The 23,537-nt window shown below is 72.9% G+C and carries 26 protein-coding genes and 1 riboswitch; of the genes, 7 read left to right on the top strand and 19 right to left on the bottom strand.

The window, feature by feature from the left end; translation table 11 throughout:
- Nucleotides 1-45 precede the first annotated feature (45 nt).
- The 9 genes from mug to ACIG0D_RS31120 all read right to left on the bottom strand — a co-directional run bounded on the left by mug (nt 46) and on the right by ACIG0D_RS31120 (nt 10,732).
- Nucleotides 46-591: a G/U mismatch-specific DNA glycosylase gene (mug, locus tag ACIG0D_RS31160; RefSeq protein WP_399807582.1), complete on the bottom strand. Its 546-nt coding sequence runs from the start codon at nt 589-591 to the stop codon at nt 46-48.
- Nucleotides 588-2,030, bottom strand: a complete 1,443-nt coding sequence (gene purB / locus ACIG0D_RS31155; protein WP_399807549.1) for an adenylosuccinate lyase — start codon at nt 2,028-2,030, stop codon at nt 588-590. Before purB ends, mug begins: the two co-directional genes overlap by 4 nt.
- A gap of 135 nt (nt 2,031-2,165) precedes the next feature.
- Entirely contained in the window at nt 2,166-2,963 is a 798-nt protein-coding gene (locus ACIG0D_RS31150; protein ID WP_399807547.1) for an SGNH/GDSL hydrolase family protein, read from the bottom strand.
- Between the two features lie 343 nt (nt 2,964-3,306).
- Complete coding sequence (locus ACIG0D_RS31145) at nt 3,307-4,329, bottom strand: hemolysin family protein (protein WP_399807545.1); 1,023 nt, start codon at nt 4,327-4,329, stop codon at nt 3,307-3,309.
- Nucleotides 4,326-5,675 carry a hemolysin family protein gene (locus ACIG0D_RS31140; RefSeq protein ID WP_399807542.1) on the bottom strand — a complete coding sequence of 450 codons (1,350 nt, stop codon included), beginning with the start codon at nt 5,673-5,675 and terminating at the stop codon, nt 4,326-4,328. Before ACIG0D_RS31140 ends, ACIG0D_RS31145 begins: the two co-directional genes overlap by 4 nt.
- Before the next feature lie 154 nt (nt 5,676-5,829).
- Nucleotides 5,830-6,258: a GNAT family N-acetyltransferase gene (locus ACIG0D_RS31135; protein WP_399807540.1), complete on the bottom strand. Its 429-nt coding sequence runs from the start codon at nt 6,256-6,258 to the stop codon at nt 5,830-5,832.
- Nucleotides 6,259-6,345: 87 nt separating this feature from the next.
- The gene (locus ACIG0D_RS31130; RefSeq protein WP_399807537.1) at nt 6,346-7,236 is read right to left on the bottom strand and encodes an LLM class F420-dependent oxidoreductase; all 891 of its coding nucleotides are present in this window, start codon (nt 7,234-7,236) and stop codon (nt 6,346-6,348) included.
- 48 nt (nt 7,237-7,284) lie between these two features.
- Nucleotides 7,285-9,852, bottom strand: a complete 2,568-nt coding sequence (locus tag ACIG0D_RS31125; RefSeq protein WP_399807535.1) for an ABC transporter permease — start codon at nt 9,850-9,852, stop codon at nt 7,285-7,287.
- Nucleotides 9,853-9,856: 4 nt separating this feature from the next.
- On the bottom strand, nt 9,857-10,732 hold the full coding sequence (locus ACIG0D_RS31120) for an ABC transporter ATP-binding protein (RefSeq protein WP_399807531.1): 876 nt from the start codon (nt 10,730-10,732) through the stop codon (nt 9,857-9,859).
- Nucleotides 10,733-10,870: 138 nt separating this feature from the next.
- Here ACIG0D_RS31120 and ACIG0D_RS31115 point away from each other — a divergent pair, with 138 nt between their 5' ends.
- The gene (locus ACIG0D_RS31115) at nt 10,871-11,134 is read left to right on the top strand and encodes a toxin-antitoxin system HicB family antitoxin (RefSeq protein WP_399807529.1); all 264 of its coding nucleotides are present in this window, start codon (nt 10,871-10,873) and stop codon (nt 11,132-11,134) included.
- A gap of 4 nt (nt 11,135-11,138) precedes the next feature.
- A complete protein-coding gene (locus ACIG0D_RS31110) occupies nt 11,139-11,513 on the top strand; it encodes a fic family toxin-antitoxin system, toxin component (RefSeq protein ID WP_399807527.1) in 375 nt (124 codons plus the stop codon).
- Nucleotides 11,514-11,535: 22 nt separating this feature from the next.
- On the opposite strand, the gene ACIG0D_RS31105 is transcribed toward ACIG0D_RS31110, so the two are convergent.
- From ACIG0D_RS31105 to bioB, 4 genes are all read right to left on the bottom strand, one after another.
- Nucleotides 11,536-12,228 carry a class I SAM-dependent methyltransferase gene (locus ACIG0D_RS31105; RefSeq protein WP_399807524.1) on the bottom strand — a complete coding sequence of 231 codons (693 nt, stop codon included), beginning with the start codon at nt 12,226-12,228 and terminating at the stop codon, nt 11,536-11,538.
- A 164-nt stretch (nt 12,229-12,392) separates the two neighbouring features.
- Nucleotides 12,393-13,121, bottom strand: a complete 729-nt coding sequence (bioD, locus tag ACIG0D_RS31100) for a dethiobiotin synthase (protein WP_399807522.1) — start codon at nt 13,119-13,121, stop codon at nt 12,393-12,395.
- Nucleotide 13,122: 1 nt separating this feature from the next.
- Nucleotides 13,123-14,403, bottom strand: a complete 1,281-nt coding sequence (locus ACIG0D_RS31095) for an adenosylmethionine--8-amino-7-oxononanoate transaminase (RefSeq protein ID WP_399807520.1) — start codon at nt 14,401-14,403, stop codon at nt 13,123-13,125.
- A complete protein-coding gene (bioB, locus tag ACIG0D_RS31090) occupies nt 14,396-15,634 on the bottom strand; it encodes a biotin synthase BioB (RefSeq protein WP_399807518.1) in 1,239 nt (412 codons plus the stop codon). The genes ACIG0D_RS31095 and bioB overlap by 8 nt, the downstream gene beginning before the upstream one ends.
- Before the next feature lie 147 nt (nt 15,635-15,781).
- On the opposite strand from bioB, the gene ACIG0D_RS31085 reads away from it, so the two are divergent.
- Nucleotides 15,782-16,909, top strand: a complete 1,128-nt coding sequence (locus tag ACIG0D_RS31085; protein WP_399807516.1) for an 8-amino-7-oxononanoate synthase — start codon at nt 15,782-15,784, stop codon at nt 16,907-16,909.
- Between the two features lie 42 nt (nt 16,910-16,951).
- Here the strand turns inward: ACIG0D_RS31085 and ACIG0D_RS31080 are convergent, their stop codons facing one another.
- Together ACIG0D_RS31080 and ACIG0D_RS31075 are read right to left on the bottom strand one after the other, a co-directional pair.
- Nucleotides 16,952-17,173, bottom strand: coding sequence for a DUF397 domain-containing protein (locus ACIG0D_RS31080; RefSeq protein ID WP_365766851.1), 222 nt, complete (start codon nt 17,171-17,173; stop codon nt 16,952-16,954).
- A 9-nt stretch (nt 17,174-17,182) separates the two neighbouring features.
- Nucleotides 17,183-18,043 (bottom strand): helix-turn-helix domain-containing protein, encoded by an 861-nt coding sequence (locus ACIG0D_RS31075; protein ID WP_399807512.1) that lies wholly within the window; start codon nt 18,041-18,043, stop codon nt 17,183-17,185.
- Between the two features lie 212 nt (nt 18,044-18,255).
- On the opposite strand from ACIG0D_RS31075, the gene ACIG0D_RS31070 reads away from it, so the two are divergent.
- Nucleotides 18,256-18,714: an ATP-binding protein gene (locus ACIG0D_RS31070; RefSeq protein ID WP_399807509.1), complete on the top strand. Its 459-nt coding sequence runs from the start codon at nt 18,256-18,258 to the stop codon at nt 18,712-18,714.
- A 155-nt stretch (nt 18,715-18,869) separates the two neighbouring features.
- On the opposite strand, the gene ACIG0D_RS31065 is transcribed toward ACIG0D_RS31070, so the two are convergent.
- The 3 genes from ACIG0D_RS31065 to ACIG0D_RS31055 all read right to left on the bottom strand — a co-directional run bounded on the left by ACIG0D_RS31065 (nt 18,870) and on the right by ACIG0D_RS31055 (nt 20,873).
- Complete coding sequence (locus ACIG0D_RS31065; protein WP_399807506.1) at nt 18,870-19,343, bottom strand: C40 family peptidase; 474 nt, start codon at nt 19,341-19,343, stop codon at nt 18,870-18,872.
- Nucleotides 19,344-19,346: 3 nt separating this feature from the next.
- Nucleotides 19,347-19,553: riboswitch (cyclic di-AMP (ydaO/yuaA leader) on the bottom strand.
- A 356-nt stretch (nt 19,554-19,909) separates the two neighbouring features.
- Nucleotides 19,910-20,218: a hypothetical protein gene (locus ACIG0D_RS31060; RefSeq protein WP_399807503.1), complete on the bottom strand. Its 309-nt coding sequence runs from the start codon at nt 20,216-20,218 to the stop codon at nt 19,910-19,912.
- Nucleotides 20,219-20,225: 7 nt separating this feature from the next.
- Nucleotides 20,226-20,873: an ATP-dependent Clp protease proteolytic subunit gene (locus tag ACIG0D_RS31055; RefSeq protein WP_399807500.1), complete on the bottom strand. Its 648-nt coding sequence runs from the start codon at nt 20,871-20,873 to the stop codon at nt 20,226-20,228.
- 73 nt (nt 20,874-20,946) lie between these two features.
- Here ACIG0D_RS31055 and ACIG0D_RS31050 point away from each other — a divergent pair, with 73 nt between their 5' ends.
- Nucleotides 20,947-21,225 (top strand): type II toxin-antitoxin system Phd/YefM family antitoxin, encoded by a 279-nt coding sequence (locus ACIG0D_RS31050; protein ID WP_399807497.1) that lies wholly within the window; start codon nt 20,947-20,949, stop codon nt 21,223-21,225.
- A gap of 108 nt (nt 21,226-21,333) precedes the next feature.
- Here the strand turns inward: ACIG0D_RS31050 and ACIG0D_RS31045 are convergent, their stop codons facing one another.
- Nucleotides 21,334-22,305, bottom strand: coding sequence for an ABC transporter permease (locus tag ACIG0D_RS31045; RefSeq protein WP_399807495.1), 972 nt, complete (start codon nt 22,303-22,305; stop codon nt 21,334-21,336).
- 106 nt (nt 22,306-22,411) lie between these two features.
- Between ACIG0D_RS31045 and ACIG0D_RS31040 the strand changes: the two genes are divergently transcribed.
- The gene (locus ACIG0D_RS31040; RefSeq protein ID WP_399807492.1) at nt 22,412-23,041 is read left to right on the top strand and encodes a TetR/AcrR family transcriptional regulator; all 630 of its coding nucleotides are present in this window, start codon (nt 22,412-22,414) and stop codon (nt 23,039-23,041) included.
- Nucleotides 23,042-23,228: 187 nt separating this feature from the next.
- Nucleotides 23,229-23,531, top strand: a complete 303-nt coding sequence (locus ACIG0D_RS31035; RefSeq protein ID WP_399807489.1) for an urease subunit gamma — start codon at nt 23,229-23,231, stop codon at nt 23,529-23,531.
- Nucleotides 23,532-23,537 lie beyond the last annotated feature (6 nt).

The following is a 23,537-nucleotide window of genomic DNA, read 5'->3' as shown; positions in this document are numbered from 1 at the left end:
CTCCCGCTCTGGAGGAAGACCGCGCCCGGTTGAGCCGAGACCGCGTCACTCCTCGGCGGCGACCCGCAGCCGGGCGAACTCCTCCGCCATCGTCCGCGCCGTCCAGTGGGCGTTCAGCCCGCTGGGGTTGGGCAGCACCCACACCCGTGTGTCCCCGATGACCCGCTCCTGCGGCCCCACCTGGGCCTTGCGGTCGTCGAACGCGGTGCGGTACGCGGTGACGCCCACCACCGCCAGCCACCTCGGCCGCAGCCGCGCCACCTTGAGCGCCAGCCGCCGCCCGCCCTCGCGGTACTCCTCCGCGCTCAGCTCGTCCGCCCGGGCCGTCGCCCGCGCGACCACGTTGGTGACGCCGAGCCCGTAGGACAGCAGCTCCCGCTGCTCGGCGGGTTTCAGCTGCCGCGGTGTGAACCCGGACAGGTGCAGCACCGGCCAGAAGCGGTTGCCCGGGCGGGCGAAGTGGTGGCCGGTCGCGGCGGACATCAGGCCCGGGTTGATGCCGCAGAAAAGAACGCGGAGACCGTCCGCGACGACGTCCGGTACGAGACGGTCGCGGGCGGCCTCCAGTTCCGCCGGGGTGAAGCGGGTCAGAGGATCGCTCCCGGGGTGTAGCCCGCGGCCTCCGGGTGCTGCTTCACGATCTCCTCGATCCGGCCGACCACGGCACCGACCTGGTCGGCGGCGGCGCCCGTGAAGGACAGCTTGTCGGCCATCAGCGCGTCCAGCTCGGCGCGGTCCAGCGGAATGCGCTCGTCGGCGGCCAGCTTGTCGAGGAGTTCGTTGCGCTCGGCACCCTGCTCGCGCATGGCGAGCGCGGAGGCGACGGCGTTCTCCTTGATGGCCTCGTGCGCGACCTCACGGCCGACGCCCGCGCGCACCGCGCCCATGAGCACCTTGGTGGTGGCGAGGAACGGCAGGTAGCGGTCCAGCTCACGCGCCACGACCGCCGGGAAGGCGCCGAACTCGTCGAGCACGGTCAGGAACGTCTCCAGCAGGCCGTCGAGGGCGAAGAACGCGTCCGGCAGCGCGACCCGGCGCACCACCGAGCAGGACACGTCTCCCTCGTTCCACTGGTCGCCCGCCAGCTCGCCGGTCATCGAGGCGTAGCCGCGCAGGATGACCATGAGGCCGTTGACGCGCTCGCAGGAGCGGGTGTTCATCTTGTGCGGCATCGCCGAGGAGCCGACCTGGCCCGGCTTGAAGCCCTCGGTGACCAGCTCGTGCCCGGCCATCAGACGGATCGTCTTGGCCAGCGAGGACGGCGCGGCGGCCAGCTGCACCAGCGTGGTGACGACCTCGTAGTCGAGGGAGCGCGGGTAGACCTGGCCGACCGAGGTGAAGGCCTGGCCGAAGCCGAGGTGGGCGGCGATCCGGCCCTCCAGGTCGGCCAGCTTGGCCGCGTCGCCGCCGAGCAGGTCCAGCATGTCCTGGGCGGTGCCGACCGGGCCCTTGATGCCGCGCAGCGGGTAGCGGCCCAGCAGCTCCTCGACGCGGGCGTAGGCGACCAGCAGCTCGTCGGCGGCGGTCGCGAAGCGCTTGCCGAGGGTGGTGGCCTGCGCGGCGACGTTGTGGGAGCGGCCGGCCATGACCAGCTCGGCGTACTCGGCGGACAGCTTGCCGAGGCGGGCCAGCACGGCGACCGTGCGGTCGCGCATCAGCTCCAGCGAGAGCCGGATCTGGAGCTGCTCGACGTTCTCGGTCAGGTCACGGGAGGTCATGCCCTTGTGCACGTGCTCGTGCCCGGCGAGGTCGTTGAACTCCTCGATCCGCGCCTTCACGTCGTGCCGGGTGACCTTCTCGCGCTCGGCGATGGAGGCGAGGTCGACGGTGTCGAGGACGCGCTCGTAGTCGGCGATCGCCTCGTCCGGCACCTCGATCCCGAGGTCCTTCTGGGCCCGCAGCACGGCGAGCCAGAGCTGACGCTCCAGCTTCACCTTCTGCTCGGGCGACCAGAGCGTGGCGAGCTCGGCGGAGGCGTACCGTCCGGCGAGGACGTTGGGGATGCGGGGCTTGGCGGGCGCTGAAGTCACGTGTCCAGAGTTTACTGGTGGTTCGTGCAGGCCAGCGCCACGGGAGCCTTGGGTGGAACCTACGAGACGCCCATCACGCGGGGCGTATGGCCACGGCGGCGCCGCCCGCCTCGCCGGCCGGCACCGCGACCGCCCTCAGGTGCCAAGCTCGTCGGCCGTCTCGTACGGCAGCAGCGCAGGGCGCTTCGGCGGGCGGCCGTCGCCCGAGGAGCGGCCGGTCAGGCGGCGGCCGATCCACGGCAGCAGGTGCTGCCGGGTGAAGCGGACGTCGGCGATCCGGCGGGCCACCCAGCCGGGCGGCGCGGTGGGCGGGGGCGGGACGTGCCAGTCCGGATCCTCGGGCTCGTAGCCCAGGGTCTGCCAGACCGCCTCGGCGACCCGGCGGTGCCCCTCGCCCGTCAGATGCAGCCGGTCCACGTCCCACAGCCGCGGGTCGGCCAGGGAGGGCGCCCCGTACAGGTCGACGACGAGGGCGCCGTGCCGGGCGGCCAGCTCGTCGACGCAGGCGAACAGCTCCTCCATGCGCGGCCGGAACCGCTCCAGCACCGGGCCCTGCCGGCCCGGGCTGCGCATCAGCACCAGCTGCTTGCAGGCCGGTGCCAGCCGCTCCACGGCCTCCTCCAGCAGGCCCCGCACCCGGCCCATGTCGCACTTGGGCCGCAGGGTGTCGTTGAGGCCGCCGACCAGGGTGATCACATCGGCGCCCAGCGCGGCGGCCGGGCCGACCTGCTCGTCCACGATCTGCCCGATCAGCTTGCCGCGCACCGCCAGGTTGGCGTACCGGAAGCCGGGCGAGCGGGCGGCCATCCGGGCCGCGAGCAGATCGGCCCAGCCCCGGTAGGTCCCGTCGGGCATCAGGTCCGACATGCCCTCGGTGAAGGAGTCGCCGACCGCGACCAGGCTGGTGTGCGTGGGAGGGGGATTCGTCTGCATGGCGTCACAGATGGTATCCCGAAGCACATACCCGTCGGTCGGTCCCCCGACAGCCGTCACGCCTCACCCGGCAGCCGCGCCCGGCACCCGTCACCGCCCCGCGGCAGCCGTCGCCGCCGCCCGGCACCCGTCACCGCCCCGCGGCAGCCGTCGCCGCCGCCCGGCACCCGAACAGCCGTCACGCCTCACCCGGCACCCGCGCCCGGCACCCGTCGCCGCCCCGCGGCAGCCGTCAGCAGTCACCCGGCACCCGGCAGCCGCCGCCCCGGCACCTCCCGCCCGGTATCCGTCATCCGGGCCGGGTGGGCCGCCCTCACCCGTCACCGCACACTCACGCGGCGTCTCAGACCTCCCCCGCCCGCTGCCCGAACAGCTCCCGCAGCACGTCCTCCATCGTCACCAGGCCCGCCAGCCGCCCGTCGGTGCCCAGGACGGCCGCCAGGTGGGTGCGGCTGCGGCGCATGGCGGTGAGGACGTCGTCCAGCGGCGTCGTCTCCCGTACGCGCGCGATGGACCGCATGTCGCGCAGCCGGAACGGCACATCGCGCGGGGAGGCGTCCAGGGCGTCCTTCACATGGAGGTAGCCGACGATCCGCCGCCCCTCGTCGACCACGGGGAAGCGGGAGAAGCCGGACTCGGCCGACAGGCCCTCCAGCTCCTCCGGGGTGACGCCCACGCGCGCGTAGACCACGCGTTCCAGCGGCAGGACGACATCGCGCACGGGCCGCCGGCCCAGTTCCAGCGCGTCGCGCAGCCGCTCCTGCGCCCGGTCGTCGATGAGCCCGGCCGCACCGGAGTCCTTGACCAGCCGGGCCAGCTCGGCGTCCGAGAACGTCGAGGTCACCTCGTCGCGGGTGTGGATGCCCAGCAGCTTCAGCAGGCCGTTCGCGAAGGCGTTGATCGTGAAGATCACCGGACGCAGCGCCCGCGACAGCGTCACCAGCGGCGGCCCCAGCAGCAGCGCGCTGCGCACCGGCTCGGCGAGGGCGATGTTCTTCGGCACCATCTCGCCCAGCAGCATGTGCAGATACGTCGCCAGGCTCAGCGCGATGACGAACGACACCGCGTGTCCGGCACCGCTCGGCACGCCCATCGCGTGGAAGGCGGGCTCCAGCAGATGCGCGATCGCCGGCTCGGCGACCACACCCAGCACCAGCGTGCACAGCGTGATCCCGAGCTGTGCCGCCGCCATCAGCGCGGACACGTGCTGCAGACCCCACAGCACGCTCTTGGCACGCCGGTCGCCCTGCTCGGCGTACGGCTCGATCTGCGAGCGCCGCACGGAGATCAGCGCGAACTCGGCGCCGACGAAGAAGGCGTTGACGACCAGGGTCGCCAGACCGATCAGCAGCTGTACGGCGGTCATGCCCGCGCCCCCTTCTCGTCGTCGCCCAGACCCTTCTCGTCGTCCAGCGGCGCGCGCAGCAGCACCCGCGCCGCCCGGCGCCCGGCGGCGTCCAGCACTTCCATCCGCCAGCCGACGACCTGCACCACGTCCCCGGCGGTGGGGATGCGGCCCAGCTCGGTGGCGACCAGGCCCGCCAGCGTCTCGTACGGCCCGTCCGGTGCGCGCAGGCCCACGCGGGCCAGCTGGTCGATCCGGGCGGCGCCGTCCGCCGAATACAGCGCGTGGCCGTGCTCGTCGGTGCCGACCGGGGCGAGGTCGGGCGTCTCGTGCGGGTCGTGCTCGTCGCGGACCTCGCCGACGACCTCCTCGACGATGTCCTCCAGGGTGGCCACGCCCGCCGTGCCGCCGTACTCGTCGATGACCACGGCCATCGTCCGCTTGCCGGACAGCCGGTCCAGCAGCCGGTCCACGGTCAGCGTCTCCGGCACCAGCAGCGGCTCGCGCATCAGCTCCGAGACGGGCACCCGTGGCCGCCGCTCGGCGGGGACGGCCAGGACGTCCTTGATGTGGGCGGTGCCGACGACCGAGTCGAGGCTGCCGCGGTAGACCGGGAACCGGGACAGGCCGGTCGCCCGGGTCGCGTTCGCCACGTCCTCGCAGGTCGCCTGCGCGTCGAGGGCGATGACCTGCACGCGGGGCGTCATCACGTTCTCCGCGGTCAGGTCGGCCAGGTTCAGAGTGCGGACGAACAGCTCGGCGGTGTCCGGCTCCAGCGCGCCCTCGCGGGCGGAGTGCCGGGCGAGCGCGGCGAGTTCCTGCGGTCCGCGCGCGGAGGCCAGCTCCTCGGCGGGCTCGATGCCGAAGCGGCGCACCACGCGGTTGGCGGTGTTGTTGAGGTGGGTGATGAAGGGGCGGAACAGCGCGCTGAACCAGCGCTGCGCGTTGCCCACCCGCTTGGCCACGGCCAGCGGCGAGGAGATCGCCCAGTTCTTGGGCACCAGCTCGCCGACGACCATCAGGAACACCGTCGACAGCGCCGTACCGAGCACCAGGGCGATCGACGACGCGGCGGTCCGGGAGACGCCGACGGCCCGCAGCGGGCTCGCGATCAGCCGGGCGACCGACGGCTCGGCGAGCATGCCGACGACCAGGTTGGTGACGGTGATGCCGAGCTGCGCGCCGGAGAGCTGGAAGGTCAGGTTCCGCACGGCTTTGAGCGCGCCGGCCGCGCCGCGCTCGCCGCGCTCCACGGCCTGTTCCAGTTCGCCGCGCTCGACGGTGGTCAGCGAGAACTCCGCCGCGACGAAGGCGCCGCAGACGAGTGACAGCAGGACGGCCACCAGCAGGAGGAGCACTTCGATCATCGGGTCACCTCCGTCCCATGGTCGGCCAGGGCCTGGAGGATCGCGCGATGTCGGGTACTGGGAGGCTCGCCCATGGGCGGACGTTCACACCTTTCATTGGAGGACCGAGTGATCCTCCAATGGTAAAGGACCGGCAAAAGACTCGGGGAATCGGTCAGGATTCGGTCAACGGCTTCACCCACCGCCGCCACTGCTCCTGCGGCGCGTACCCCGCAGCCTGCCAGGCGTGGTGCGCCGTCTCGTTCCGGGTCAGCACCATCGCGTCCGCGCGGCGCCCCCCGAGCCGTACGAACCGCTCCTGGGCCGCGGCGAGCAGCGCCGCGCCGATGCCCTGCCGCCGCCGCTCGGGACGCACCGCCAGCCGGTACAGATGGCACCGCCACCCGTCGAACCCGGCGATCACCGTGCCCACCAGCTCACCCGCCCGCTCGGCCAGGATCAACGCCTCCGGATCCCGCGCGACCAGCCGCTCCACCCCGTCCCGGTCGTCGCTGATGCTCGTCCCCTCGGCGGCGATCTTCCAGAAGGCGAGCACCGCATCGAGGTCATCGGCCGTCGCGGCCCGTATCCGCAGGTCAGTCATGACGCCCATCCCATCACGCGGCACCGCGCGGGACGGCACATTCCGGCATCCGGACGCTCGTGCGGCAGCCCCCGCCAGCCGCCGGGCTCACCGCCCCCGCAACCCCGCCATCACCGGGGCGAACGCCTCCATGGCCGGCTCCAGGACCGTCAGGTAGGAGAAGCCGTACCGCTCGCGCAGGGCCAGCACGCGTTCGGTGATCTCCTCCTCGGTGCCGGCCAGGACGACGGGCAGCGCCAGGGCCTGCTCGAGGCTCAGGTGGGGGACGTGCGGCAGGAAGGGCCGCAGGGCCGCCTCGGGGTCCTTCGTGACGGCGACGTGCTGGATCAGCAGGTTCAGCTCGGCGGGCTCCGCGCGGTCCGCGGCGACGCGCCGGTACAGCGCCACGCGCTCGTCCAGTTCCTCGGCCGTCACCGGCAGCAGTTCACCGGTCGTGCTCCCGGGCACCGCCCGCGCCCCGGTGAAGGCGGCTATGTCCGCGTGCTTCGCGGTGAGCCGCAGCATCCGGTCGCCGCCAGCGCCGATCAGCAGCGGCACCCGGGGCCGCTGGACCGGCCGGGGCCGGTGGTCGTCGGAGCCGAGCAGCCGGTCCAGCTCCTCGACCGTGCGCTGCAGATGGCTCACCCGCTCACCGGGGGACCCCCACGGCAGCCCGGCCGTCTCGTGCTCGGCCCGGACGTAGCCAGTGCCCAGGCCGAGTTCGAGCCGGCCGCCGGTGAGCGCGTCCGTCGTGGCCACCTCGCGGGCCAGCAGCGCGGGGTTCCAGAAACCCGTGTTGAGCACGAACGTGCCCACGCGGGGACGCTCGGTCGCCTCGGCCGCCGCCACCAGCGCGGGAAACGGCGCGGGCATGCCCAGATGGTCCGGGACGAGCAGCACGTCGTAGCCCAGTTCCTCCGCCCGGCGGCACTTGGCCCGCCACTCGGCGGCGGGCGCGGGGGTCAGCAGGTTGACGCCGAAACGGAACGGGCGCGGCATGAACTCTCCTCAGCCGTCGAAGACTTGGATGTATCAGCCACGATTCCATCACTCGTGCGCGATGGCCGCCAGCACGTTCATACGTGACGCGCGCAACGCCGGGAGCAGCGCCGCCACCACACCGATCACCGCCGAACCCACCACGACCGCCACGATCGTGGTCCACGGGATCGCCAGTGCCGTCATGCCCTGCAACGCCAGCACCTGCTGGGTGCACAGGCCCCACACCAGGCCGAGGGCGAGCCCGAGCACCGCGCCGAACACCGCGATCACCACCGACTCCAGCCGGATCATCCGGCGCAACTGCCGCCGCCCCAGCCCGATCGCGCGCAGCAGCCCGATCTCCCGGGTCCGCTCGACCACCGACAGCGCGAGCGTGTTGACCACGCCGAGCACCGCGATGATGATCGCCAGCCCGAGCAGGGCGTAGACGAGGTAGAGCAGGACGGCGATCTGGTCGCGGACCAGCTGCTTGTAGTCGGCCAGGTCCCGCACCTGCACCTGCGGATAGGGGTCGAGCGTGCGTTCCAGCGCCGGGCGCAGATCGTCGACGTCGGTGCCCGGGGCGGCGTTCACATAGACCGCGGCGTCCTGGCCGCCCGGCGCGTACCGCTCGACCGTGCCCCGCCCGAAGTAGATCGCGCCCGTCGTGCCGAACCCCTCGGGGGCGTCCTGGTCGGTCAGCGCCCCCACGGTCAGCTCGGCCGTCCGCCCGCCCTGGAACTCCACGGGCAGCTCGGTGCCGACGCGCACCCCGTGGTCGCGGGCGAAGTCCACGTCCATCGCCAGCCGCCCGTCGGCGAGCGCCGCCGCCGTGTCGCCCCGCGCGTAGGTGATGTTGGCGACCTCGTCCAGCCGGGGGTCGTAGCCCGCGGCCGTCGTCGCCAACCGGTCGCCGTCCGGCAGCCGTACGGCGATCGGGACCAACGTCCCGCGCACCACGAGCCCGACGCCCTCCGTGGCCCGCACCGCGTCGGTGACCTCCCGGGGGAAGGGCGTGAAGTTGGTGTTCTGGACGACGAAGTCGGCGCCCAGCGTCTTGTCGATCTGCCGGTCGAACGACTCGGTCATCGAGGCGCTGGCCACCGACATCCCGCCGACCAGCGCGAGCCCGACCATCAGCGCCGCCGCCGTCGCCCCCGTACGGCGCGGATTGCGCAGCGCGTTGCGCTGGCTCATCCGCCCGACCGGCCCGAACAGCGCCGGGAACGCCGCGCCGAGCACCCGGATCACCGGCCGGACCAGCAGCGGCCCCGCGATCACGGTCGCGATCAGGGTCAGAACGACCCCGAGCCCCAGCAGCGAGGCCGCCGACCCCGTCTCGGACGACGCCACGCACCCCACGAGCGCCGCCGCCCCGGCCGCGCCGACGACCGCGCCCACCACCGCGCGCACCCGCAGTGGCCGGCCCACCCCGGCGACCTCCGCGTCCGAGAGCGCCGCCATCGGCGACACGGCCGCCGCGCGCCGGGCGGGGGGATACGCCGCGACGAAGGTGACGCCGACCCCGACGACGTACGCCGTCACCGGCGTCCCCCAGCCGATCACCATCTCGGTGGCCTTGATGTTCATGCCGATCAGGCCCATCAGCTCGATCAGCCCGGCCGCCAGCGCGATACCGGTGACCAGGCCCAGCGTCGAGCCGGCCAGCCCGAGCAGCAGCGCCTCGGTGAGCACCGAGCGGCGCACCTGCCGCCGGTCGGCGCCGAGCGCGCGCAGCAGGCCGAGTTCGCGGGTGCGCTGGGCGATGAGCATGGAGAAGGTGTTGACGATCAGGAACACGCCCACGAGCACCGCGACCCCCGCGAACCCGACCATCACCCACTTGATGACGTCGAGGAACCCGCCCAGCTGTTCGACGTCCGACTGGGCCTGTTCATCGGCGGTCCGGTAGTCGTAGCGGTCGGCGCCGAGCGCGGCGGCCACCCGCTGCTTGAGCGTCGCGTCGCTCACCCCGGGCGCCGCGTCGACGGTGATGGCGGTGGCCGCGGCCGGGTCGCCGAGCAGCTTGGTCCGCGCGGTCGGCGTGTCCACGAACAGCAGGGCCGCGCCCGGGTTGGTCGTGGTGAAGGTGACGATGCCGACGACGCGCGTCCTGAACGAGCCCGGCGGCGCGATCACGGTCAGCGTGTCGCCGATCGCGACGCCCGCGCGGTTCGCGGTCTCCGCGTCGAGCAGCATCTCGCCGGGGCCGCGCGGGGCGCGCCCGGAGGTGAGCTCCACGGGGCTGCGGTCGGTGGGCTGCCAGGCGGTGCCGATGGTGGGGGCGCCGGTCGTGGGGCTGACGGACTCGTTGCGGTCGTCGACGACCGTGAGGTTCGGCACCTCCGCCTCCGCGCGCGCCGCGGCCACTCCGTCGATCCGGGCGACCCGGTCGGCGAGCGCGGCGGGCAGGGTGGCCGTCATCCCCGAGGGCACCGCCTCGTCGAGGGTCTCCTTCGGGCTGACGGTGACGTCGGCCGCCGTCGAGGCGAACAGCCGGTCGAACGTACGGCTGACGGTGTCGGAGAAGATCAGGCTGCCCACGACGAACGCCACGGACAGCACTACCGCGAGCGCCGACAGCAGCAGCCGCCCCTTGTGCGCGAGAAAGCTCCTGAGCGTTGCCTTGAGCACGGGGTCAGTCCTCGTCGGAAGTCGGTCCGGAGCCGACGGGCCGGCCGGAGTCGGAGGCCGCGCCGGAGCCGGGCGCGCCGTCGGCGCCGGGGGAGCGCTCGGACGGGGCCCGGATGACGTCGAAGCGCTTCATCCGTTCCAGCACGGACTCCGCCGTCGGCCGCGCCATCTCGTCGACGATCCGGCCGTCCGCGAGGAACAGCACCCGGTCGGAGTGGGCGGCGGCGCCCGGGTCGTGGGTGACCATGACGACGGTCTGCCCCAGGTCGTCCACGGCCTCCCGCAGGAATCCCAGCACCTCGAGGCCGGACCGTGAGTCCAGGTTGCCGGTCGGCTCGTCCGCGAAGATCAGCTCCGGTCGGGCGGCGAGCGCCCGCGCGCAGGCGACGCGCTGCTGCTGCCCGCCCGACAGCTCGGCCGGCCGGTGCGTCAGCCGGTCCCGCAGCCCCAGCGTGTCGATGACCTGGTCCAGCCACCGCGGATCGGGCCTGCGGCCCGCGATGTCCATGGGCAGGGTGATGTTCTCCAGCGCGTTCAGCGTGGGGACCAGGTTGAACGACTGGAACATGAACCCGATCCGGTCCCGCCGCAGCCGGGTCAGCTCCCGCTCCTTCAGACCGGTGATCTCGGTGCCGCCGAGCCAGACCTGCCCGGCCGTGACCGTGTCGAGCCCGGCCAGACAGTGCATCAGCGTGGACTTCCCGGAACCCGAGGGACCCATGACGGCCGTGAACCGTCCGCGGACGATGTCCACGTCCACCGAGTGCAGGGCGACCACGGCCGTCTCACCGGAGCCGTACGCCTTGGTCAGCCCGCGGGCGCGGGCCGCGACCCCGTCGGCGGACACCGGCACCGGGGTGTGCTCCGCAGATGTGGACAAGGCTGCCTCCTAGCTCGGGGACGGACGGACTTCCTTGTCCTGGTCGAGCGTAATGTGATCCGGCGCACACCCGGTATCCCCATCGGTGCGGGTCGGGCGCCCTTGCCGGTGCTAGCGCCCCGGCGCTAGCGTCGAGGTATGGCGAAGACCCAGCTGAACGTGCGGGTGGACGAGGACACGGCCCGGGCCGCCCGCGAACGCGCCCTCGCCCGCGGGATGAGCGTGAACCGCTACATCGAGGAGCTCGTCCGGCAGGACACCGGGGAGGTCGGGCACACCTTCGTGGAGGCCGCGGCCGACTTCATGAAGCAGTACGAGAAGGTGTTCGCCGACGAGTTCGGCGAGAACGCTCGCGGCGCAGGCGGCCGTGGCGAGGGCGGCCTCGGCGAGGGCGGTCGCTGATCCCTTGAGCGACGTGCGCATCGACCTCGCCTGGCTGCTGATGCTCGCCGAGCGCAAGACCCCCGGAGACCCACAGGTCACCGACTGGGGCGCGCTCGTCGCCGCGGTCGCCCGGCACCAGGCCGAGATATTCGACGTCCCCGTCTACGACACCCCGCACACCCGCGCCGCCGCCCTGCTCCAGCAGCTGATCCACATTCCCGCGCTGGAGCGCTCCAACGCCCTGTTCGCCTCCGCGGTCGCCTACGCCTACCTGGTGGCCAGCGGCTTCAAGGTCGTCACCTCGCCCGAGCAGGTCCGCGACCTGGCCCGGCTGGTCAAGAACGGCGAGGCGTCGCTGCCCGACATCGCGCGCGAACTGCGCCAGTGGTGCCGGTAGCGGCGGCCCGGGGAGACTCCCCTTAGGGGGTGTCCGGTGCGGCGGGCCGCCAGGCGGTGCCCAGCACGCAGTACGAGGCGGGCAGGGCCGGACCCTTCTCCGGCATCATCAGCCGCCGGTACGGCCCCAGCTCGAACCCCGCGTCCCGCAGCGCGGCGACCGGGTCGCGCCCCACATGGCAGCCCCCGGTCAGCGGCGGCCACACCGTGCGGTCCAGGGCCCGCTGGGTCAGCCGCATCGCCCGCCCGCCGCCCCGGCCGTGCTCGAAGAACCGCACCTGACCGCCCGGCCGGAGCACTCGCCGCACCTCGCCGAGCGCCCGCGGCACGTCCCGCACACTGCACAGCACCAGTGACAGCACCACCGCGTCGAAGCCCTCGCTCTTGACCGGCAGCGCCTCCGCGGCACCGGGCACCACGTCCACCGGCGTCTCGGCGCGCAGGGCGGCCTCCACGGCCAACTGCCGCAGCAGCCGCTCGGGTTCGATGGCGACGACCTCCGCGACCCCCGACGGATAGTGGGCGAAGTTCAGGCCGTTGCCCGCCCCGACCTCCAGGACCCGCCCGGACAGCCCGGCGAGCAGCCGGTCGCGCACCCCCGCCATGCCGATCCGGGTCTCGGCGGCCACACTGGCCCGGGCGTACCAGCGGGCGAACACCGGATGGTGCACGGGATCCCGCGCCGCCTTGCCGGCACCGGCGAACCGTAGGGGCATGGGGACCTCCCTGAGGGCGGACTGCTCCTTCGGGGATTGTCCCCCGGAACGGCCCCCATGCACCCTCACCGGCACAGGCCCGCGTACACCTCACGGGCACACGTCCACGTACACCCTCACGAGAGCACACGGCCGCGTGCACCTGCACCGGCACACGCCCGCGGCTACCGTCCCGGCGCCGGCGCCTGCCGCACCCGGAACGCCTCCGCGTCCCACGACCCGTCCAGCCGCGGCGCCAGCCAGCCGGGCGCCGCGGTGCGGAACGCCGCGGGGTCCAGCGACCCGGCGCCCTCCGGGACCGCGCCGAGCAGCGGGGCACCGGAGACCTCGGACAGGTCCGCGACGTTGCAGCGGCAGGCGAGGTCGGGCTCGTCGGGCCAGCTGCCGATCACCACGCCCGCCAACTCCACGTCCCGGCGCCGCAGTTCGCGGGCGCTCAGCTCGGCGATGTTCAGCGTGCCCAGGCCCGCCGAGGCCACCAGCAGCACCGGCGCCCCGAGCAGCGCGGCCACGTCGGCGAGCGTGCCGCCCGCCGGGTCGAAGCGGACGAGCAGCCCGCCCGCGCCCTCGACCAGCACCAGATCGTGCTCGGTGGCCAGCTTGGCCGCCGCCTCGGCGACGTCCTGCGGGTGCACCGGCGCCATCCCGGCCCGCCGGGCCGCCGTCCCCGGCGCCAGCGGCTCCGGGTAGCGGGCGAGTTCGGCCGCCGTGACGGGGCCCGCGAGCCGCGCCACCTCGTCGGCGTCACCGCGCTCGTCGGGCCGTACGCCCGTCTGCGCGGCCTTGAGCACGGCCACCGACCGCCCCGCCGCGAGGGCCGCCGCGGCGACGGCGGCCGTCGTGACGGTCTTGCCGACCTCCGTGTTCGTACCCGTGATCACCAGGACCGGCATGTCATCCCTCCCGTGCCGCGGCGCACACCGCGCGCGCGATGCGTGCCACGTCGGCGTCGCCCGTGATGTAGGGCGGCATCGTGTAGATCAGATCGCGGAACGGCCGCAGCCACACGCCCTCGCGCACGGCCGCCGCCGTGGCCGCCGCCATGTCGACCGGATGGTCGAGCTGGACGACCCCGATGGCGCCGAGGACCCGTACGTCCCGTACCCCGGGCAGCCCGGCGGCCGGGGCCAGCCCGTCCCGCAGGCCCGCCTCGATCCGCTTGACGTCGGCGAGCCAGTCCTGACCGAGCAGCAGCTCGATCGAGGCGCAGGCCACCGCGGCGGCCAGCGGGTTGCCCATGAAGGTCGGGCCGTGGGCGAGGACCGGCACCTCGCCCTGCGAGATCCCGTCCGCCACCCGGGGGTTGCACAGCGTCGCCGCCAGCGTCAGATAGCCGCCGGTGAGCGACTTGCCCACGCACATCACGTCCGGCGACACCGCCGCGTGCTCCGCCGCGAACAGCGCGCCCGTACGGCCGAACCCGGTGGCGATCTCGTCGAACACCAGCAGCACGTCGTGGGCGTCGCACGCCTCCCGCAGCACCCGCAGATAGGCGGGGGAGTGGAACCGCATCCCGCCCGCGCCCTGCACCACCGGCTCGACGATCACCGCGGCCAGCTCGTGGGCGTGCTCGGCGATCAGGGTGCGCAGGTGGTCGGCGTACGCCTCCTCGTACTCGGCGGGCGGCGGGTCCGCGAAGAGCTGGCGCGGCAGGACGCCGGTCCACAGCTGGTGCATCCCGCCCTGGGGGTCGCAGACCGCCATCGGCTGCCAGGTGTCCCCGTGGTAGCCGCCCCGCCAGGTCATCATCCGGTGCTTCTCGGGGCGGCCCAGCGAACGCCAGTACTGGAGGCACATCTTGACCGCGACCTCGACCGACACCGAACCGGAGTCGGCGAGGAACACATGCTCCAGCCCCTCGGGCGACAAGTCGACAAGGAGCTTCGCCAGCCGGACGGCGGGCTCGTGGGTGAGCCCGCCGAACATGACGTGGCTCATCCGCCCCAGCTGCTCGCGCGCCGCCTCGTTCAGCACCGGGTGGTTGTAGCCGTGGATGGCCGACCACCAGGACGACATGCCGTCGACCAGCTCCTCCGAGCCGCCCGCGAGCTTCAGCCGCACCCCGCTCGCCGACTCCACGACGAGCGGGACCTGCTGGTTCGGCATCGGGCCGTACGGATGCCAGACGTGCCGCCGGTCGAGTTCGAGCAGCTCCGGCACGCTCAGCTCAGGCATTGGGCGCGAGATCCGTCCCGGCGCCCCGGCGGCGTACGGCGACCAGGTCGGTGCGCGGCTCGGTCGCCGCCGGCACCGCGGCGGCCGTACCGCACACGCCGCCGCCCTCGTGGGACCCGCACCCGGCGCCCGCGTCCTCGTGGGACCCGCACCCGGCGCCCGCGTCCTCGTGGGACCCGCACCCGCCGCCCGCGCTCGCGTGCGAGCCGCAGCCGCCGCCGGCCTGCGCGCGGTGCTCCGGCAGGGTCACCTGGTCGGCGCCCTCCACCTCGAACCCGGCGTCCGCGATCATCTCCAGGTCGGCCTTGCCGGCCTGGCCCTCACTGGTGAGGTAGTCGCCGAGGAAGATGGAGTTCGCCAGGTGCAGCGCCAGCGGCTGCATGGAGCGCAGATGCACCTCACGGCCGCCCGCGATCCGCACCTCCACGTCGGGGCAGACGAACCGCACCATCGCCAGGATCCGCAGGCAGCGCTGCGGGGTGAGGTTCCACTCCTTCGCCAGCGGGGTGCCCTCGAACGGGATCAGGAAGTTCACCGGGACGGAGTCCGGGTCCAGCTCGCGCAGCGAGTAGACGACGTCGACCAGGTCCTCGTCGCTCTCGCCCATGCCCGCGATCAGGCCGGAGCACGCCGACAGGCCCGCCGCGTGCGCCTTCTGCACGGTGTCGACCCGGTCGGCGTAGGTGTGCGTGGTCGTGATCTCCCCGTACGTCCCCTCGGACGTGTTCAGGTTGTGGTTGTAGGCGTCGGCGCCCGCCTCGCGCAGCCGCTCCGCCTGGCCGTCGGAGAGCAGACCCAGGCAGGCGCACACCTCGACGCCCTCGTTCTGCTCCTTGATCGCCTTGATGGTCTCGGAGACCCGGTCCACGTCCCGGTCCGTCGGACCGCGCCCGCTGGCCACCAGGCAGACCCGCTTGGCACCCCCGGCCAGGCCCGCGGCGGCGGCCTTGGAGGCCTCGTCGGGCTTGAGCCAGGTGTACTTCAGGATGTCGGCCTTGGAGCCGAGCCGCTGGGAGCAGTAGGAGCAGTCTTCCGGACACAGGCCGGACTTCAGGTTGACGAGATAGTTGAGTTTCACCCGTCGGCCGAACCAGTGGCGGCGTACCTTTCCGGCCGCGGCCACCACATCGAGCAGTTCGTCGTCGGTCGTCGCGAGGACGGCCAGCGCCTCCTCGCGGGTCGGCAGCTCGCGCCGAAGCCCCTTGTCCACCAGCGTGTTCAGCAGGTCCATGAGAGCCGATCCTGTCCTACGGAGGTGCTCCGGGCCAAGGAGAGTTCGCACAACAGCGTCACTTCGTGGTGTGTGGATTGCCACATCCTGGCCCGCGGGACGGGCCGCTAGTGTCTGTGCACTGCCTACAAAATCCCCGGAGGACCCATGGCGTTCGGCTGGATCGACGAGCAGGCGGAACTGCGCCGCGGCGCGGGACTCGTCCGCACCCTGCGGCCCCGGCCCGCCGACTCGCCCCTGCTGGACCTCGCGAGCAACGACTACCTGGGCCTGGCCCGCCACCCCGAGGTCACCGAGGGCGCGGCCCGCGCGGCGCGCGTCTGGGGCGGCGGCTCGACCGGCTCGCGGCTGGTCACCGGCACCACCGAACTCCACGGGGAACTCGAACGCGAGCTGGCCGACTTCTGCGGCTTCGAGGCCGCCCTGGTCTTCTCCTCCGGCTACGCGGCCAACCTCGCCGCGGTCACCGCGCTGGCCCCGCACGGCTCGCTCATCGTCTCCGACGCGGGCAACCACGCCTCCCTCATCGACGGCTGCCGGCTGGCCCGCGGCACCACTCAGGTGGTGGCGCACGCCGACCCGGACGCCGTCCGCAAGGCGATCGGGACCCACGACGGGCCGGCCGTCGCGGTGTCCGACACGGTCTTCTCGGTGGACGGCGACGCGGCCCCGCTGGCGGAGCTGGCGGCGGCCTGCCGGGAGCACGGGGCCGGGCTGGTGGTGGACGACGCGCACGGCCTCGGGGTGCTCGGGGCGGGCGGCCGGGGTGCCGCGTACGCGGCGGGCCTGGCGGGCGCGGACGACGTCGTCGTCACGCTCACCCTCTCCAAGTCGCTGGGCAGTCAGGGCGGCGCGGTGCTCGGCCCGGCCCGGGTGATCGACCACCTGGTCAACGCGGCCCGGACGTTCATCTTCGACACGGGGCTCGCCCCGGCGGCGGCGGGCGCGGCCCTGGCGGCCCTGCGGCTGCTGCGCCGCGAGCCGGAGCGGGCGGAGCGGGCGCGCGCGGTGGCGGGCGAACTCCACGCCCGGCTGACGGCCGCGGGCCACGAGGCGGTACGGCCGGACGCCGCTGTGGTGTCGGTGCGCGCTCCGTCCCCGGAGAGCGCCGTGCGCTGGGCGGCCGACTGCCGGACCGCCGGACTCGCCGTGGGCTGCTTCCGACCTCCTTCCGTGCCCGACGGCATCTCCCGGCTGCGGCTGACCGCCCGCGCGGACCTCTCCGGGGACCAGATCGAACGCGCTGTACGTGTGATCGGCGAAACGCGGCCATGAGTCGGCGTCCACGGCCGTGCGTCGCTCCCGGTGGACGGTGGGTCAGACGGCGGCCGTGAAGTGCGCCCAGGTCTCGGGTGAGAAGACCAGCGCGGGCCCGGCCGGGTCCTTGGAGTCGCGTACGGCGAGCAGTCCGGCCCAGGCGCCCGAGCGGGGCCTGGCCGTCTCCACGCAGTTGTTCGCTCCCGTGCTGTAGCTGCTGCGCAGCCAGTGGACATCGGATAGATGGGTCGTGGAAGGTACGTTCCGAGGCAGAACGGTCATGGTGCCTCCTTACGCGCCGTCAGCTATCCCGGCGATGTATTCCAACGATTCCTCGGGTGACAGGGCGTGCCTCCGAAGCGCGTCGAAAGCCTCGGTGTAGGCCCCAACATCTTCTTTCCGTTCGAGATAGAGGCTACTCGTCAAGTGGTCGAGAACAACCACATCCAGATCAGAAGTGTTCGAAAATGAGAAGATAACGAAAGGCCCGGTGACGCCGATGTGGGCCCCCGCGGCGAACGGCAGCACTTGGAGCCCCACCTGCGGCAACCGCGCCGCCTCCATCAGCCGGAGCAGCTGGTCCTCCATGACGTCCGGGCCGCCGACCTCGCGCCGCAGCACCGCCTCGTCCAGCACCGCGCTGAGCCGCAGCGGCGGCTGGGAGCGCAGGACGTCCTGCCGGGCCAGCCGCACCTCCACCAGCGTGTCCAGCCGGTCCTCGTCCAGGCCCTCCACGGCGGCCCGGGTCACCGCGCGGGCGTACTCGGGCGTCTGGAGCAGCCCGGGCACCACCGAGGTCTCCAGGGTGCGCATGCCGCTGGCCTGCGACTCCAGGCTGATGAAGTCCCGGTAGGTGGGCGGCAGCACCCCGCGATAGGCGTGCCACCAGTGGTCCCGGCCCTGCCCGCAGCCCGACCCCGCCAGCACCAGCAGCAACTCCCGCAGCTGGGGATCGCTCACCCCGTAGGCATCCAGCAGTAACCGCACATCGGCCGGTTTCACCCCGCTCGCGCCCGTCTCGATCCGGCTCACCTTGGACTGGTGCCAACCCACCAGCCGCGCCGCCTCACCACTCGTCAGGCCCGCACCCGTGCGCAGCGCACGCAGTTCGGCGCCCAGTTTCCGGCGGCGTACCGCAGGACCGTGCTGCATGGGCTCCTCCTTACTCCAACCGAGCCGCCCAAATACGGTCTGTCGTCGCAGAGTTCACCGCTTCGAGCGACAGATATATGCATATCTTGGTGGATCGCCACCGGGATCGCCCCGATGGTGGCAGTCTGGCGACGAAGCACCAGTCCGGGACCGTACTCGAACGTTCGCCCTCGTGTCGGTCCGCGGTCCCGTGGGAAAGGGACGACATCGCCATGGCAGACCATCTGGAAGCATCCGTCACTCTGCCGAGCGATCCAGCCTCGGTCTCCGCGGCTCGCGCCTATGTGGTCGGCACCCTGGCCGAGTGGGGTCTGCCGTCCGACGCGGAGGTGGCCGATACCATCCGGCTGATCGTCTCCGAACTCGCCACCAACGCCGTACAGCACACCTTCGGGGAGTCACCCACCTTCACGGTGGACGTGGAAGTGGACCGTGACGAACACTTGCGCATCGGTGTGACGGACAGCCACCCGAGGTTCCCCAAGCGGCTGCCGGACGCGGTGCAGCAGGACAACGGCCGCGGCATGGTGATCATCCGCTGTCTCACCGCCGAGTGCGGCGGCCGGCTGAGAGTGCGCCCCACCCGCGAGGGCGGCAAAACCGTCGCCATCGAACTCCCCTGGAAGGTCCCGGCCCGGCCGGTGACGGCGGTACAGCAGCAGGAACCCTGACCCGGCTCTCCCGGCCGCGAAACCGACGCGCGCGCCGGCCCCACGACAAGCAGGCCGGGCCCGCGCGCGGGTGCGCGCGGGCCCGGCTGGTCGCTCACGGACGTTGCCGGGCGCGGTGACGGCGGGTCAGGGGCGCCGTCACCGGCCCGCAGGGGTCACTTGACCCGGCCGTACCAGACGCTCTTCGTCCAGATCTTCTGCAGCCGCACGACGTCCCCGGTCTTCGGGGCGTGCCAGATCTTCCCCTTTCCGGCGTAGATGCCCACGTGGTACACGTTGGACCCCGAGTGGAAGAACACCAGGTCTCCGGCCTTGCGGCTCTTCGCGGAGATGTGGCGCGTCTTGTTGTACTGCGCCGCGGCCGTACGCGGCAGGGTCTTGCCCGCCTTCTTGTACGAGTAGAGCGTGAGCCCCGAGCAGTCGAACCGCTTCGGTCCGGTGGCGCCCCACTTGTAGGGGGAGCCCTTCTTGGACGCGGCGACCTGGAGGGCCTTCGTTGCCGGCGTGGCGGCCGCGGCCTCCGGGGCGAAGCCGGGGGCGACCACGGAGCCGCCGACCGCGGCCAGGGTCAGGGCCGAGGCCGTGCCGGCCCGGGCCATGAGCGACGGGACACGATTGAGCGCGTTCATGCGCAACCCTTCGTCAGCCGCCTGTGAAGGATGACCTGTCGGATTCGGGCTGGCGAAGTAGCCCGGCCGCGTTGCCGCGGCTTCACCCCAAGGGCTGCTCGATCCGGCGTCTCCTCGCGGAGCCGTCCGTACCGGCGACCCGTCGTGCTTGGGTCCTCCACTCCTGCCGATCCACTTCCTGTCGACCGGGCATCCAGGCGGCGGCAGGACTCGGCGTCCGCCCGGATCGCCCCGCCGCGGTGGCGGGGTCTTGTCGTCAGACAGGGATCTTGACTCACACATGTCCGAAAATCCCAACGCAACCGGGGATTTGTGGTCTTCCTCACCACTCACCCGTTCGGGTGGACACCCTGACGAGCGATCGGAAGTCAAGACCGCAACTGCCCCCCGGACCAGCGACGGAATGCCCAATTCCGCCCCGAGGGACCGCCCTCGGCGCAACCTGAGCCAGCTCGAAAAAGGAGGTGTGGCTACGCCGAACGTGGGTAATCCGTTCAGTCCGTTTCAGCCGGACCGCGCACGCCTCGCCACCTGCGCGGCGAGCCCCGCTCACGCGTGCCGGGCCGTCAACTGTCGGAGCGCGGCGGAAGGGTGACGCGCGCCGTGCGGCGTTCGCCGTCGAGCACGCGCAGCGCCCGCGCGAGCGTCGGCGCGTGCAGCTCCGTCTCGCCCCGCTGGTGCATCAGCGCCAGCGCGTCGCGCAGGGCGGCGGCCTTGCCCACCAGCGCCTGGGCGGCCCGCAGTCCGCCGTACGTGTGACCGTGGCGGCCGGGGTTGATCCGGCCGAGCAGGTCCACCACCTCCAGGTAACGGTCGATCAACTCGCTCTCGGCGCGGGTCAGCGCGGGCAGCGGCGGCAGTTCGGGCGGCAGCATCGGCGGCTCACCTCCCGCCGGGCGCGGTGCCCGAGGCCCTGCGGTCGGTGATGATCCGGTCGATCAGGCCGTACTCCAGCGCCTCCCGGGCGGTGAGGATCGTGTCCCGCTCGATGTCGGCGGTCACCTGCTCCCGGCTGCGCCCGGTGTGCCGTACCAGCATCTCCTCCAGGCGGGACCGGACGCGGACCAACTCCTCGGCCTGGATGGCGAGATCGCCGGCCTGTCCCCGCACCGGCTCCGGCAACGCGGGCTGACGGATCACCACCCGGGCGCCGGGCAGGGCGTATCGCTTGCCCGGCGTCCCGGCGGCCAGGAGCACGGCGGCGGAGGAGCCTGCCTGGCCGAGGCAGATCGTCTCCACGTCGCAGTTCACGTACCGGATCGTGTCGTAGAGCGCCGACATGGCGGTGAACGAGCCGCCGGGGGAGTTGATGTACAGCGAGATGTCCCGGTCCGGGGCCTGGTACTCCAGATGCATGAACTGGGCCATCACATCGTTCGCCGCGGTGTCGTCGATCGGTGTGCCCAGGAAGACGATCCGCTCCTCCAGCAGCTTGGAGTACGGATCCAGGGTGCGGTGGCCGAAGCCCGTGCGTTCGGTGAACTCGGGCAGGACGTAGCGGGCGGACGGCGGGACGGACTCTCGGGTCATGGCGGACGCCTCCTCACGGCAGAGCAGTCTCTGTAAAAAATGTACAGGACGTACATGACGTAATGTGGAGGCCATGGCCTACGAGATTCCGGTGACGCAAGCCAGGGCTGAGCTCGCCGACCTGATCAACCGCGTGGTCTACGGCGGTGAGCGCGTCGTCGTGACGCGTCACGGCAAGCCCCTCGTCGCCCTTGTCTCCGCCGCTGACCTGCAGCGACTCGAAGAGCTGGGGGAGGCGGAGGAGGAGCAGGTGATCAGCGCCGTCTCCCGGGTCCGCGAGGTCGCGTCCGCTCCCCGCGAACGGCAGCGGTTCGGCATCGCGGCGGAGCACCGGGGGCCCGAGCCCTCGTAGCGGCCCGCGGAGAAGCGAAGGCGGCGAAGGCGGGGAAACGAAGACCGTGCGCCCCCGTCCGCTACTGCGGGGACGCACGGTCGGTCATGACCGGCCGATGGCCGGTGGTCAGCCGGTGAGCGCGGGCTTCCGTTCCGCCGTCTGCTCGGTCCTCGCCGTACGCGACCTCAGTGCCGAGCCGAGCAGCACCGCCCCCAGGCCCAGCACCGCCCACCAGGTCAGGGTGAGGGCGGGGCCGGTCGCCGCCGCGCCGTCGAAGTACGACACCGAGCGCAGCAGGGACGCTCCGGCACCCGGCGGCAGCCACTGGCCGATCGCTCCGGCGGGCTCGGGCAGCAGTTGCGGCGCGGAGGAGGCGCCGGAGAACGGGTTGCCGAGCAGCATCACCACGGCGGCGCCCAGCGCGATCCCGGCGGGGCCCATGAGGGCGGCGAGCCCGGCGACCGCGCCCGCGACTGCCAGCGAGGTCAGGCCGAGCGCCCCGGCCTCCGCCCACCAGTCGCCGGTGAGGACCCCCAGCCAGCTGTGCGTGATCGCCGCCGCGGCGATGCCGACGAGCGCGGAGGCGGCGACGAGTACGGCGACCGCGCGGGCGCCCCGCAGCCCCAGCAGGGTCACCGCGGAACCGGCCGCGATCCCGGCCAGGGTGAGCGGCAGCACGCTCGCGCCGAACGCCGCGCCGCGCGGGTCGTCCTCGGGTGCGGCCACCACGTCGACCGACGGAACCGGGGTGTCGCCGGCCACCGCCTGCTGGAGCAGCTGGGCCACCATCGGGCTCGCGGCCGAGGCGGTGAGGAGCCGGGGACCCTGCTCGGTGACGACGATCGCGCCGTAGACCGTGCGGTCCTCGATGGCGTCGCGGGCGGCGGCCTCGTCGGCGTAGCGGTGGATCTCGAAGGCGCCCTCGTGCCGGGACAGCCGCTGCTCGGTCTGGGCGACCGCGGCGGCCGGGCCGGCGACGCCGAGCGGCAGGTCGCGCGGTGCCGTGCGGGCGGCGGGCCAGGCGAAGGCCCACAGGGCCAGGGCGGCCAGGAGCGGGACGAGGAGGGCGACCGCGAGGGGCCTGCGGGTGGCGGACATGGGGGCTCCCCAGTCAAAGAGAAGGATCGTTCGTTTTTCTTCCCTCTCACCGTCACGCCGTGGCGGCGTCTTGTCAAGAATGAACGTTCGTTTTAGGTTGTGGACCATGGCCCGTGTATCCCAGGAACACCTCGACGCCCGCCGCCGGCAGATCCTCGACGGCGCCGCGGCCTGCTTCGCCCGCAACGGCTTCCACGCCACGTCGATGCAGGACGTGCTGAAGGAGGTCGACCTGTCCGCGGGCGCCGTCTACCGGTACTTCAGCGGCAAGGACGAGCTGATCGGCGCCATCGTCGCCGAGGTGATGGGGGAGGTCCGCACCGCCTTCGAGGAGGCCGCCCGGCAGAGCCCGCCGCCGCCCCCGGACGAGCTGGTCGCCTCGGTCCTCGGCCGCACCCTGGACGCCCGCGCCTTCGTCACGGCCGACGGCGAGCCGGCCTTCGCGCGGCTGGTCGTGCAGGTCTGGACGGAGACCGTGCGCAACGAGCGGCTGGCGGCCGTGCTCGACGAGGGCTACGCCGCGGTGCGCGCCGCCTGGACCCGGGTCGTCGAGGCCTATCAGGAGAGCGGGATGATGCGGGCCGACGTGCCCGCGGACGACGTCGCCCGCACCATGATCTCCACCGTGCAGGGATTCATCGTCCAGCAGTCGCTGTTCGGGCCGGTGCCCGTGGAGGTGCTGCGCAACGGGCTGCGGGCGCTGATGAGTATGGGGGAGACCAGCTCCGGGTCATGAGGTGACCAAGGCCCGGTTAACGTCGTTGAAACTCCGGCGAACTAGCCTGCCCATCCACGCCACCAGGGGTTTTTCTTTCCCGATCGCGCCAATCGCGCCATCTGTCTGTGTGTTACATCTATCCCCTGTCGCGGTGGCGGCGGCAACCGGGCCCCGCACGGCCCGGAGCGAGGATGTGAGGTGGGACGTGCAACTGACCCCGCACGAACAGGAAAGGCTGCTGATCCATGTGGCGGCCGACGTCGCCGAGAAGCGGCGCGCCCGCGGACTGCGGCTGAACCACCCCGAGGCGGTCGCCCTCATCACCTCGCACATCCTCGAAGGCGCGCGGGACGGCCGCACCGTCGCCGAACTCATGGCCTCCGGGCGCAAGCTGCTCACCCGGGACGACGTCATGGAGGGCGTGCCCGAGATGATCCACGACGTCCAGGTCGAGGCGACCTTCCCGGACGGCACCAAGCTCGTCACCGTCCACCACCCGATCGTCTGAAGGGGC

It is taken from the genome of Streptomyces sp. NPDC052773 (genome assembly GCF_044547145.1).
In the GTDB taxonomy this organism is placed as follows: Bacteria; Actinomycetota; Actinomycetes; order Streptomycetales; family Streptomycetaceae; genus Streptomyces.
The sequence above is the reverse complement of the archived record's forward strand: the minus strand, read 5'-3'. Positions and strand labels throughout refer to the sequence as shown.

What these genes read in the sequence shown, in the direction of transcription:
- ACIG0D_RS31150 (WP_399807547.1), bottom strand. Translation starts at nt 2,963, where the DNA reads ATGCAGACGAATCCCCCTCCCACGCACACCAGCCTGGTCGCGGTCGGC.
- ACIG0D_RS31145 (WP_399807545.1), bottom strand. Translation starts at nt 4,329, where the DNA reads ATGACCGCCGTACAGCTGCTGATCGGTCTGGCGACCCTGGTCGTCAAC.
- ACIG0D_RS31140 (WP_399807542.1), bottom strand. Translation starts at nt 5,675, where the DNA reads ATGATCGAAGTGCTCCTCCTGCTGGTGGCCGTCCTGCTGTCACTCGTC.
- ACIG0D_RS31135 (WP_399807540.1), bottom strand. Translation starts at nt 6,258, where the DNA reads ATGACTGACCTGCGGATACGGGCCGCGACGGCCGATGACCTCGATGCG.
- ACIG0D_RS31130 (WP_399807537.1), bottom strand. Translation starts at nt 7,236, where the DNA reads ATGCCGCGCCCGTTCCGTTTCGGCGTCAACCTGCTGACCCCCGCGCCC.
- ACIG0D_RS31115 (WP_399807529.1), top strand. Translation starts at nt 10,871, where the DNA reads ATGGCGAAGACCCAGCTGAACGTGCGGGTGGACGAGGACACGGCCCGG.
- ACIG0D_RS31105 (WP_399807524.1), bottom strand. Translation starts at nt 12,228, where the DNA reads ATGCCCCTACGGTTCGCCGGTGCCGGCAAGGCGGCGCGGGATCCCGTG.
- bioD (WP_399807522.1), bottom strand. Translation starts at nt 13,121, where the DNA reads ATGCCGGTCCTGGTGATCACGGGTACGAACACGGAGGTCGGCAAGACC.
- ACIG0D_RS31095 (WP_399807520.1), bottom strand. Translation starts at nt 14,403, where the DNA reads ATGCCTGAGCTGAGCGTGCCGGAGCTGCTCGAACTCGACCGGCGGCAC.
- bioB (WP_399807518.1), bottom strand. Translation starts at nt 15,634, where the DNA reads ATGGACCTGCTGAACACGCTGGTGGACAAGGGGCTTCGGCGCGAGCTG.
- ACIG0D_RS31085 (WP_399807516.1), top strand. Translation starts at nt 15,782, where the DNA reads ATGGCGTTCGGCTGGATCGACGAGCAGGCGGAACTGCGCCGCGGCGCG.
- ACIG0D_RS31080 (WP_365766851.1), bottom strand. Translation starts at nt 17,173, where the DNA reads ATGACCGTTCTGCCTCGGAACGTACCTTCCACGACCCATCTATCCGAT.
- ACIG0D_RS31075 (WP_399807512.1), bottom strand. Translation starts at nt 18,043, where the DNA reads ATGCAGCACGGTCCTGCGGTACGCCGCCGGAAACTGGGCGCCGAACTG.
- ACIG0D_RS31070 (WP_399807509.1), top strand. Translation starts at nt 18,256, where the DNA reads ATGGCAGACCATCTGGAAGCATCCGTCACTCTGCCGAGCGATCCAGCC.
- ACIG0D_RS31065 (WP_399807506.1), bottom strand. Translation starts at nt 19,343, where the DNA reads ATGAACGCGCTCAATCGTGTCCCGTCGCTCATGGCCCGGGCCGGCACG.
- ACIG0D_RS31060 (WP_399807503.1), bottom strand. Translation starts at nt 20,218, where the DNA reads ATGCTGCCGCCCGAACTGCCGCCGCTGCCCGCGCTGACCCGCGCCGAG.
- ACIG0D_RS31055 (WP_399807500.1), bottom strand. Translation starts at nt 20,873, where the DNA reads ATGACCCGAGAGTCCGTCCCGCCGTCCGCCCGCTACGTCCTGCCCGAG.
- ACIG0D_RS31050 (WP_399807497.1), top strand. Translation starts at nt 20,947, where the DNA reads ATGGCCTACGAGATTCCGGTGACGCAAGCCAGGGCTGAGCTCGCCGAC.
- ACIG0D_RS31045 (WP_399807495.1), bottom strand. Translation starts at nt 22,305, where the DNA reads ATGTCCGCCACCCGCAGGCCCCTCGCGGTCGCCCTCCTCGTCCCGCTC.
- ACIG0D_RS31040 (WP_399807492.1), top strand. Translation starts at nt 22,412, where the DNA reads ATGGCCCGTGTATCCCAGGAACACCTCGACGCCCGCCGCCGGCAGATC.